Raw genomic sequence first — 9,340 nt, 5'->3', positions numbered from 1 at the left:
TGCTACCATCGATAGCATCTGTGATCTCTTTTCTTCTTTGCTCATTAAGCAAAGTTCTGCATTATACAACGCTCAGGAAATATGCACTTGGTCGGGCGGATACAATAGAACAGTCTGCTTCAATCTCCATTGTGTCGATTGCCGTTTCGAGTTTAGATATTATTCCATAGTAAAAATTGTCCATTAAGTGGTTTATGCATTAATTCGTTATCAAAAGCTATTCTATCCTTTCACAACGGTATCCCAAACCAACCACAGTTTGTATAATATCTCTTATTTAATTTCAGTGCGGTTAGCTTCAACTCTAAGAATATTATCTTCGTCTTCAAGGTCGAAGTTAATTTTGTAGACAGTGTTGTATTGTACTAAAAGGAATTTTATAATTTCACAGGCGTGTTTTTCATCCCGTACATCTGTTTTAAAAATTTCTACTGTTTTCATGTTTCTATTTATCAGACCGGGGTTCCGAAACAACTTCAATAGCAACTTATTTATCTCAAGGGTGAATGACAAAATAGAAGTTACAAACAGCGCCCCTGTATGCAAATTCATGTAGCTTTTTCGTCTAAATTCAGTGCCATTACAAAAAAGTCGAATTTCTGAGAACCAATGTTTTGTGAATACTGACTTATTATCTGATAGCCCTTTTTGTGATAAAAATTTATTGCCTTTTGATTCTCTTTTAATACAGAGAGCCAAATACGCTGATATTTTAAAGCAATTATTTCTTGCATTAAAATTTTATGCAGTTCTTTACCGATTTCTTTGCTTATAAATTTTTTTACGACATAAATCTTATCAAGATAGCACGTATTTGGTGGGATTATCAATTGGCTTGTGAAGTCCAGTTTAACTTTCGCATAACCAACAGGAATGCTATCGTAGAAAGCAATCCAATAAATGGATTCCGCTTTTAGTATACTGTCGTGAATCCTTTTTTCCGAAAAAATGTCTTCCAAGTAATCCAACAGGTCGTTCTTGTCGTTGAAAAAAGACTCAAACGTATCTGAAAATGTTATACGTCCCAATTTTGAAATAGTTATCACGTCATCTATGTCGGCTTTTCTAATATTTATCATAAGTAAGTATGTTTAAGATGGCTGCTTTTTCTATCGTATAAAGTTCATGGGATAGGTCGGTACAATTTGACCTTTTAGGATTTTTTGAAGTTTGGAAGCCATAAGCCTTTTTGTCAAGGGCTTGAGATAATCGAGATAGAGAACTCCCTCGGTATGGTCGTATTCGTGCTGTATCATTCGCGCGGTCGTTCCACTGAATGTACGGATTTGCTTTTCAAAATTCCGATTATAATATTCAATCGTTATCGCCCAATTCCGCTTTACTTTGTAGAATAAATTTGGAATACTTAAACAGCCCTCTTCGTCTTCCCAAAGTTCTTCAGACCGTTGGATGATTTTGGCATTGATGAAAGTTTCCATTATGCCTTTATCATCTTGGGGGAAATAAAACTTTCTGTCTTCTTCTCCGAGGCTATCAAAAGTTGATTTACTGTCCACGATAAACAATCTAACCGGAAGTCCTATCTGTGGTGATGCCAATCCGCAACCATTGGCATTTTCCATCGTTTCCCACATATCGGCAATTAATTTATCCAATTCAGGATAATCCTTTTCGATGTCGTTGCATTTCTGTTTTAAGATATGGTGTCCGTATGCTAAGATGGATCGTTTCATTATTCTTTGGATTTTTCAACAAATTTCCAAAGAATAAACATGGTAGGCAATGAACCTATGTTAAGTATTTACGCAGGTTTTTCGTTGATTTTCAACGACATTTCAGATTGCTATACTATTTGTCTACGAATCCGACTCAGCGCCTGTGGCGTTATCCCGATATAGGATGCAACGTATTTTAACGGAATAAATTTTAAAATATCAGGTTGCTCATTGAACAGGTTTAGATACCGTTCTTTGGCTGTATGTTTTAAAAGCGACAATTCTCTTTTGCTTTTTTGCAAAAACAGTTTCTCCGACACAAAACGCCCTAAATAGTTTCCTGCTTTGGTCTCTGCATATACTTTTTGCAAATCATCATAAGATATTTGCCAAACCAAGGTTTCCGTCAATGCCTGCAATTCGTATTCAGATGGTGTCTGGGTCAGGAATGAATTGTAAGCACAGGTAAATTCTTTATCAAAACAGAAATTAAAAGTCAGTTCGTTTTCATCATCTGGAATATAAAATCGAACGATGCCTGTTTCTACAAAGGAAAGGTATTTTTCTGTTTCGCCCTGTCGTGTGATGGTTTCGTTTTTGGCAAAAACCCTCCTGTCAAAGTGGGAAGCTATAAATTCCCATTCTGTTTCCTGTAATTTTAGTATCCGCTCGTAGTATTCTCTGATGTGCCCCATAAAAATATTCTCTTTTTAGTCTGTCTTTAAAGAAAGGAGATACAAATTTAGCATTTTTATAATAAACCGGTTTTTGTGCGGATATCTCATAACTATGTTAACCTACGGTAAAACACCAGCAAAAACATTACTTTCAGCCATTTTATATGACTACATATTGGTTGCAAGGAACTATTCTTTTTCATGTTTTATAAGGTCTTTGCCACTAAGAAAAATTCTCCGCTTGCTGGTAGAAGGTTGTCTGTTCTGTTCTTAAAGTATTTTTCCGTCATATCTTTTGTGGAGATTGTCTGTATTTCTTTTAAACCTACTTTTTCAGCGAGTTTTATAATTTCTTCAACCGAAAAAAAACTTACAAAAGGAGTACCTGAAGCTGCCGCTCCTTTTATCGACATTTCCATTAATGGCTTGTCTTCTTCATCAAGTAATTCCAATGGCAGATAAAAGGCCATTGCAATAGTAGAACCAGGTGCAAGCAAAGTCATTTTTTTCAGTGTGTCGGTAATCGCTTCTTTGGTAAGATAAAGCGTAACACCGATACAAGATACAAAAGCCCTTTGTTCAACATTAAAACCTTTATTTAATAGCTCGTCCCACCAAGATGAGATTTCAAAATCGACAGGTACAAAGTGAAGATTGCCGAGGATTTTATAGCCGTTTTCAATCAGCTTTTCTTCTTTCCAAGTCAAAGTATCGTGCTGGTCAATTTCATAAATATCAACATAGGAACTTATGGCCGTGTTCCGTTGGGCAAAACTATCCAATCCTGCACCAAGCAAAACGTATTGTTTTACTCCTTTTTCAATTTGCTCTTTAGCTATATCTTCAATAAAACGTGAACGGGCTACGATAGAAGCCCGCAGCCGTTTGGTATATTTCATGTCAGGACGTTCCTGCCAATCATCATCAGGTGCAATTAACTTGAATCCTATTTCATCTTCAAGTATATGAGGTTTTGCATCTGTCTGAACGTGTAACGCTCTCCATAATGCGGTTCTTACTGCGGTATTATCCGGCTTTATGACTTTATCTCTTCCCATTTCCTTATTTTATTATTAATATCAAGCGTAATTATAATGAAGCTATTTTTTAGCATGTAATCCAATCATATTCCCCTCTGTATCTTCTATTAAAGCAATAGAACCAAAATCCCCCACGTTCAACTTTCGACGAATAATTTTTCCACCTGCAGCTTTAACACGGTTTAATACTGTATTGATTTCTTCGGTTGCAAAATAAATTAAAACACCGCCAATACCGGGTTTTGCTTCATCCATTCTAACAAGCGCACCGCCAATCTCTTGCTTGTTTTCACTGCTTTCAAAAATGGCATATCTCATTTGGCTGTGTCTTTCGTTGTTCACTGTCGTTTCATTAAATCCGCAGTCAAATACTGTTGTGTAAAATTTCTTTGCCCTGTCAAAATCGGATGTATAAATTTCAAACCAATCAATTACTTTTTTCATTTTAAACTGTTTTTGATTAATTCAACAAAGTTAAAGTCCCCCGTTTTTTGAAAATTGGATAAAACCGACAGTACTAAAACTTCAATTCCGGAAAATTGGGCAATTGTTCGTTTGCATTAAGAAGAAATGACTTTGGAGTCGTGCCTGTAAAATATTTAAAATCTCTGATAAAATGAGATTGGTCAAAATAATTCTCTAAATAGGCTATTTCCGTAAGAGCATTAAAGTTAGCCGTTCTTAGCTTTTTTAAAGCTGACTGAAAGCGACAGATTCTTGAATACAACTTTGGGGAAATGCCTATATATGATTTAAACAGACGTTCCAACGAGCGTTCTGATATTTTCAAATCGGCTTGCAACTGTTTTAATTCCTGACCTTTTTGAAACTGGTTTAACGCAAATTTTACTCTATCATTTTCACCTTTACAGTCTGTTGTTTGTTGTAAGAAAAAATGTTCTAAAACCGCTATTTTTTGTTCTAATGTTTGTGTATTTAGAAGTTGGTCATTTATAGTGGTTTTAACTAAATCATTGATGTCAATGTGTCGTTGCGTTAATTCAATTGCTTCTATTCTGAAAACAGTTCTTAAAGCTGCGGGTTGGAAACTGACGCCAATATTTCGAAAACTACCCGTTGCCGTAAGCTGTGAGTACTGAGTAGCTTGCCCAAATAAGAAAGATTGGGGTAATGTTTGCTTGTCTTTATCGTAAAAGACCGTGGGATTTTCCTGAAAAATCATACCCGGTACGCCCTCGGGAATTATTTTGAATTTTCCAATAAAAGCAGTGCTCGTATTTTCCATTATAAAGAAAAAACGAATATGTTTTCGGAGGGGTGGTACAGGCTGTATTATTTTGATATCCATCCTGATGTTTTCTAACAAATTTAGTAAAATTAAGTACAATCATCCCAACCCCTCTGTGTTTATATAGATACAATTTCCAATTGATTCTCTTGCTCGGGAATTTGAAAGCCATGTATATATTTGTTTAGGATGGAATCTGTAATCGGAAAAGCGGCATTTGCCTCAAAAGTTTTATTTCTTATTTTCAGTCTGTTTTTTATTGCTGAAATAGGAGGGTTCATATAAACAAGAAACCACTTTCCGTGGTTTGTTTCCACTATCCGCTTAAACTCGTTACGCTTTTCTTTTTGCCAGAAGCTAAAGTCTACTACTATATTCCGTTTGGATTTTAGAAGTTCCAAAAACTGAATAAACAGTGCCTTTTCTGCTAAAGCTGATAGCTTATCATATTCTTCTTCAGCATAATCTATTCCGAACTGACCATAGTTATTCCATATTTCTTCATCGACCGATAGCCTATGAAAACCATAACATTCTAACTGTTTTGCGAATGTGGTTTTTCCGGAACCTGACAGTCCACACATGAGAACGACTTTTGGTGTATGCTCACAGTTTAGAATTAAGTCGAACACTTCAGTTTCTGTATATATCATATTATAATTGTCTTTTTTAGTAAATTTCTCGTTAAACCCATAACAAGCTTTAGATTTCATTTTTTACTTAATCTTTCAGCTTGTTATCAGCCTATATTATTCATAGCACTATTTTTAACTGCGTAGCAACGTAGGGCGAAGCCTTAAAGTAGTACTGTTGTTTTTTGAATATACTTTTTATCGTTCTTTCAGTCATTTGCGATGGTCTCCAAGCGTTAACTCCGGCCGTGATATTTAAGAATATGTTGTCGCCAATTTTTATCTCTGGACGAACGCCTCCTATTATATAAGCATGCGAGAAAATCTTATCTTTTCCATCTTGTTCTAAAAGAGCTGTTTGTCCATTCATCTCCCCGATTACATTTAATCGGAAGATGTTGTTCAGGTCATATCGGAAACACATTTCCAAGCCGTCCAAAACATTGATTTCAACATTATATTTCCTTTCCATTTTCCAATTGAGATAAAGTGCTGGAAATAACATCGGATATCCAAAGGAGTTATTGATAGCAGCTCCTACCCCTAAGTCCAAGTTTGACCTTAAATGATATATGAATACTGTTCCGATACTACCAAGTGTGTTTTTGAATCTTATTTGGGAAAACTCCGTACTCGGCATGTATGTGCCTCCACCTATACTTGCCATAATTGACCATTTATGGTTCAAAGGACGTAAATGATTTAGATTCAAGCCAACATTCATAATTCTATCCGTTACTATAGGTTCGTCAAAATTACGATTGTTTAATCGCGCCTGTGCAAATCTTCCGCTTATCGACCATATTGTAGGACGATTCTTTTCATTTAGCTTCACCGACAGAGGAATGTGTACATCCGCTTGATAAATTACAGCGGAACCTTTTGCATCTCCCACTTTTTGATAGGTTTTACCGTCGGTCTTCCTATAGCTTGATTCTCCTAAATACTCTGTTTTGACTTGTATCTGTATTTGAGCAACTATATCATAACACGTGAATGTCAGGAAAAATAAAATAATAAATTTCATTACCAAATTTCCCCCGATTAACTGTATTTACATAAAGCAAGCGCCTTACCCGCTTGTGTTTTGATTTTTTTTGAAACAAATTGTCTTAAGGTTTCTGTGTCCTTAGTGCAATCCATAACTTGCATGTTTTCAATAAGGTCTGCCTCCCAAAGAATCTGAAAATCTTTTCCATCTATTTTTTCAGGCGTGTGATGGTTTCCAACTATATAACATACTCTTTCAATTACGAATGGTTCATAATTATGTTCACTTAATATATTTCTTGCAATTGGTACTCCTTCCTGCTCTTGGAGATGTCCCTCCATTGATCCATATTTGCGTAATGCTTCCACAGAACCTATGTCGTGTAAAACAGCACTTAACTCTATAATACAACCAGTCTGACTGTCTACATTTTCTCTTTCAATAATCGTCCGTGTATTTTCTAACACCTTCATTGTGTGATCGACGCCATATGGTACAGTTCTGAAAATATTTTTCATCTCTTTGATTACTTGGTCTAATTTCTCTGATTCTCCTATGTCCTTATATTTCATATCACATTATTTTCTGCTAAGGTCTCAAGAATAGAAAAATCAGGCAATGAACCTATGTTAAGTAATCTCTTTAGTGGTTGAAAAAACTTTTGGTTTACGTGTCAGAACAATCTGTGTTTAACAAATGCTGTAAATCGGGGTCGTTCTTAATCCGCTCCATTTCACTTTCCACAATCTGCACAACGTCCGCTTTGACCTGCCTGTAATTGGCTTCGATGACCTGCTTCATATTGTCGTTGCCGTGTTCATCGGTAAAGGATAATATCTGCGGTATCTTTTTGTAGGCTTTGGTTTCGGCAGAAACCTTTTCGTTATCCACCACGATTTCAGCATGAAAGATTTTCTGCTCGATGCGCTCATCGAAGTTATCCGCTACTGCTCCGATAAACATACCTTGTGTAAGCGTGGATATTTTCGATGCAGGTATAAGCGTGTCCAATTGGGTGGATATGGAAGTGGATTTATCATTGCGGTTAATGGTGATGCTCTGCCGTTTCTGCAATACCTTTCCAAAGCGTTCAGAAAGTGTTTTTGCTGTCTCCCCAACGACCTGTCCACTAAAGATATTCCCGACCAGATTTTGTATAACCTTGCTTTCTTTGTCGCCGTAATCCCTCGTTAACTGCGAATAGTCTTGGATGCCAAAAAGTGACGAAATCCGATTTGAACGTGCCGTACTGATAAAATCCAAACCCCTAAAATAAATGGTGGGCAATTCGTCTATGACAATGGAACTTTGAAGCTGTCCTTTCTTATTGATAAGTTTTACAATCCTCGAATTGTACAATCCCAAAGCGGACGAATAGATATTTTGACGGTCGGGGTTATTACCTACGCACAAGATTTTCGGCTCTTGGGGGTTGTTGATGTCCAGTGAAAAATCATCCCCCGTCATCACCCAATAAAGCTGTGGCGAAATCATCCGTGACAAAGGAATTTTTGCCGATGCTATCTGTCCCTGCAACTGGTCTTGCGCTCCGCCCTGCCACGCATCCATGAAAGCCGATAGGTAGTTTTCCAGTTCGGGATATGAAGTAAGTATAGTAAACACGTCTGCATATTTTTTATTAAGCAATTCAATAGCATGGGGAAATGTGCAATACTTCCCGTTTTCATAGATTTTCAGGTACCAAATGATTGAAGCGAGCAATATAATTGGGCTTTCGACAAAAAAATCCCCTTGCTTCAAAATCCACGACCTGTTAAGGTTAAGCATGATGGTATAAGAGGCTTCGTAAGCATCGGAAATATCCGTCATAAAGGCAGGGCTAAGTGGATTGCATCGGTGGCTACGGCGTGGGTCGTCAAAATTGATAACATAAAACTTGGGCTTTACCTTATACTTATCGGAGTGTTTCAGCAAATGGTTGTAGGCAATCGTGGAAAGGTCGTCAAACTTGAAATCGTAGATATACATCGCAAATCCCTTTTCGATATGTTGCTTGATGTAATTGTTTACAATGGCGTAGGATTTTCCGGAGCCGGGAGTACCAAGTACAATCGAGGCTCGAAAAGGGTTGACGATATTAATCCATCCATTGTTCCACTTGCCTTTGTAAAAAAACCTTGTGGGAAGATTGACCGAATATTCATTTTCTATCAGACGGGTTTCCTGTTGGAAACTCTCGTTTTCATTATTGAAAACATCATCCATCAGATTGTTCCGGAGTAATCTGCTCATCCAAACCCCTGCCATGAGAAAAGCTATATAACCCAAGCTCGTTGTAAGGATGTAAAGAGATGTGGCAACACCTGCCGACAGCTTTAACAATGGCGTGTTCAGAAAGAACAGCACAAGGCCTATAACTAACGTAGTGTAAATCTTAGCCCATGTTATCTTTTCATTCTTTACGCCTTTAGTGCCGAGACAGCTTAACGCCAACAACAGCAATGCAAAAATCTTAGTGTAAAGCGTATGGGCAAAGAGCCCTGCGGTACGGTTAAAATTGGTCAGTATCTTGCCGATAATTTCCAGTGTCCAACCACGTTCGGCAAAGAACCCGTAACAGAACCAATAAAAGTGCATCAGGACCAAAAGAATACTTACAGCACGCATAAAAGCTATGATTTTGGCTAATCCTCTCAAATCGTCTTCTCCCTGCATAACAAAAAAATTTAGTGATGCAGGAAATTTAGAGGCTATTTAAAAGGGCTTATCCAAAGCGGTGTCGGATGGCTTTTGGTGGCTTAGTTTGACACTGGTTTAAAACCACAATGACCAAGATGGTAATCCTGGTCATTGATGGTTAAAAGAAATTATTGTTGTCTTCCCCGTTTTCGGTGTTTCTTCTTTTTCTTCATTTGATTGGCAAACTGTTCTTCTTCGTAATTCTCGCCCTATGCTTCGGGCAACAGACTGAACAACCCCAAATTGGCACAGTGAGAAATGCCTCTGTGAAAGTTATTTTGATTATTTTTACGTTAATATTTACCGTGCATAACTAATGAAAGAAAATAAATATGATGAGGTGTCATTTTTCGAGCAATACGGAAAGATGAACCG

11 protein-coding genes are annotated in these 9,340 nt (G+C 37.1%); all 11 read right to left on the bottom strand.

What is annotated here, in order from left to right; genetic code table 11:
- Positions 1–273 precede the first annotated feature (273 nt).
- Complete coding sequence (locus tag ABD930_RS03515; protein WP_345230311.1) at positions 274–441, bottom strand: methyltransferase type 11; 168 nt, start codon at positions 439–441, stop codon at positions 274–276.
- 107 nt (positions 442–548) lie between these two features.
- Complete coding sequence (locus ABD930_RS03510; protein WP_345230310.1) at positions 549–1,079, bottom strand: GNAT family N-acetyltransferase; 531 nt, start codon at positions 1,077–1,079, stop codon at positions 549–551.
- A gap of 30 nt (positions 1,080–1,109) precedes the next feature.
- Positions 1,110–1,694, bottom strand: coding sequence for a peptide deformylase (gene def, locus ABD930_RS03505; RefSeq protein WP_345230309.1), 585 nt, complete (start codon positions 1,692–1,694; stop codon positions 1,110–1,112).
- Between the two features lie 110 nt (positions 1,695–1,804).
- The gene (locus ABD930_RS03500) at positions 1,805–2,371 is read right to left on the bottom strand and encodes a Crp/Fnr family transcriptional regulator (protein WP_345230308.1); all 567 of its coding nucleotides are present in this window, start codon (positions 2,369–2,371) and stop codon (positions 1,805–1,807) included.
- Positions 2,372–2,559: 188 nt separating this feature from the next.
- Positions 2,560–3,411 (bottom strand): class I SAM-dependent methyltransferase, encoded by an 852-nt coding sequence (locus ABD930_RS03495; RefSeq protein ID WP_112373364.1) that lies wholly within the window; start codon positions 3,409–3,411, stop codon positions 2,560–2,562.
- Between the two features lie 42 nt (positions 3,412–3,453).
- Positions 3,454–3,837 carry a VOC family protein gene (locus tag ABD930_RS03490; RefSeq protein WP_345230307.1) on the bottom strand — a complete coding sequence of 128 codons (384 nt, stop codon included), beginning with the start codon at positions 3,835–3,837 and terminating at the stop codon, positions 3,454–3,456.
- Positions 3,838–3,910: 73 nt separating this feature from the next.
- Positions 3,911–4,702, bottom strand: coding sequence for a DUF6597 domain-containing transcriptional factor (locus ABD930_RS03485; protein WP_345230306.1), 792 nt, complete (start codon positions 4,700–4,702; stop codon positions 3,911–3,913).
- A gap of 59 nt (positions 4,703–4,761) precedes the next feature.
- On the bottom strand, positions 4,762–5,355 hold the full coding sequence (locus tag ABD930_RS03480; protein WP_344981102.1) for a P-loop nucleotide/nucleoside kinase family protein: 594 nt from the start codon (positions 5,353–5,355) through the stop codon (positions 4,762–4,764).
- Positions 5,356–5,395: 40 nt separating this feature from the next.
- A complete protein-coding gene (locus tag ABD930_RS03475) occupies positions 5,396–6,301 on the bottom strand; it encodes a DUF6268 family outer membrane beta-barrel protein (RefSeq protein WP_345230305.1) in 906 nt (301 codons plus the stop codon).
- Positions 6,302–6,318: 17 nt separating this feature from the next.
- Positions 6,319–6,837, bottom strand: a complete 519-nt coding sequence (locus ABD930_RS03470) for an HD domain-containing protein (protein ID WP_133713473.1) — start codon at positions 6,835–6,837, stop codon at positions 6,319–6,321.
- Between the two features lie 94 nt (positions 6,838–6,931).
- Entirely contained in the window at positions 6,932–8,941 is a 2,010-nt protein-coding gene (gene mobC / locus ABD930_RS03465) for a conjugal transfer protein MobC (RefSeq protein ID WP_345230303.1), read from the bottom strand.
- Positions 8,942–9,340: the final 399 nt, after the last annotated feature.

Source organism: Olivibacter ginsenosidimutans (genome assembly GCF_039542865.1).
Taxonomy (GTDB): domain Bacteria; phylum Bacteroidota; class Bacteroidia; order Sphingobacteriales; family Sphingobacteriaceae; genus Olivibacter; species Olivibacter ginsenosidimutans.
Note: the sequence above shows the minus strand (reverse complement) of the source record. Positions and strands in the feature narration are given on the sequence as shown.

Coding starts and splice junctions, on each gene's coding strand:
- ABD930_RS03485 (WP_345230306.1), bottom strand. CDS start 4,702: ATGGATATCAAAATAATACAGCCTGTACCACCCCTCCGAAAACATATT.
- mobC (WP_345230303.1), bottom strand. CDS start 8,941: ATGCAGGGAGAAGACGATTTGAGAGGATTAGCCAAAATCATAGCTTTT.
- def (WP_345230309.1), bottom strand. CDS start 1,694: ATGAAACGATCCATCTTAGCATACGGACACCATATCTTAAAACAGAAA.
- ABD930_RS03475 (WP_345230305.1), bottom strand. CDS start 6,301: ATGAAATTTATTATTTTATTTTTCCTGACATTCACGTGTTATGATATA.
- ABD930_RS03490 (WP_345230307.1), bottom strand. CDS start 3,837: ATGAAAAAAGTAATTGATTGGTTTGAAATTTATACATCCGATTTTGAC.
- ABD930_RS03480 (WP_344981102.1), bottom strand. CDS start 5,355: ATGAAATCTAAAGCTTGTTATGGGTTTAACGAGAAATTTACTAAAAAA.
- ABD930_RS03495 (WP_112373364.1), bottom strand. CDS start 3,411: ATGGGAAGAGATAAAGTCATAAAGCCGGATAATACCGCAGTAAGAACC.
- ABD930_RS03515 (WP_345230311.1), bottom strand. CDS start 441: ATGAAAACAGTAGAAATTTTTAAAACAGATGTACGGGATGAAAAACAC.
- ABD930_RS03510 (WP_345230310.1), bottom strand. CDS start 1,079: ATGATAAATATTAGAAAAGCCGACATAGATGACGTGATAACTATTTCA.
- ABD930_RS03470 (WP_133713473.1), bottom strand. CDS start 6,837: ATGAAATATAAGGACATAGGAGAATCAGAGAAATTAGACCAAGTAATC.
- ABD930_RS03500 (WP_345230308.1), bottom strand. CDS start 2,371: ATGGGGCACATCAGAGAATACTACGAGCGGATACTAAAATTACAGGAA.